We start from the raw sequence: 601 nt of genomic DNA, 5'->3' as shown, positions 1-601 counted from the left end.
CAGCTACTAACGAACCAACTCCGGCTGAACAAGTTGTTAAAGTTGGTGAAACACCATCCGCAGAGAAATCTATCAGTAACCTAGCTGAACTTCCAGAAGGAACTAAGGTTGAGTTTGAAACTCCAGTGGATGCCAGCCAGCCAGGTGACAAACCAGCCATGGTTCTTGTAACCTACCCAGATGGCTCGCAAGACAAGGTTCCTGTAACCGTTAAGGTTGAAGAAAATCCAACTCAAGCGGCTACTAACGAACCAACTCCAGCTGAACAAGTTGTTAAAGTTGGTGAAACACCATCCGCAGAGAAATCAATTGGTAATATGTCTGAGCTTCCAGCAGGTACTAAGGTAGAATTCGAAACTCCAGTAGATACCAGCAAGTCAGGTGATCAACCAGCGACGGTAGTTGTGACTTACCCAGATGGTTCTCAAGACAAGGTTTCTGTAACTGTTAAGGTTGACGAAAACCCAACTCAAGCAGCTACTAACGAACCAACTCCGGCTGAACAAGTTGTTAAAGTTGGTGAAACACCATCCGCAGAGAAATCTATCAGTAACCTAGCTGAACTTCCAGAAGGAACTAAGGTTGAGTTTGAAACTCCAGT

The 601-nt window shown here is 44.9% G+C and carries 1 protein-coding gene; it reads left to right on the top strand.

The window, feature by feature from the left end:
- Nucleotides 1-601, top strand: a 601-nt coding sequence (locus tag HZY94_RS10030; RefSeq protein WP_257151921.1) for a Rib/alpha-like domain-containing protein, incomplete at both ends; no start/stop codon positions are given.

Source organism: Streptococcus danieliae (assembly GCF_013415245.1).
In the GTDB taxonomy this organism is placed as follows: Bacteria; Bacillota; Bacilli; order Lactobacillales; family Streptococcaceae; genus Streptococcus; species Streptococcus danieliae_A.
The sequence above is the reverse complement of the archived record's forward strand: the minus strand, read 5'-3'. Positions and strand labels throughout refer to the sequence as shown.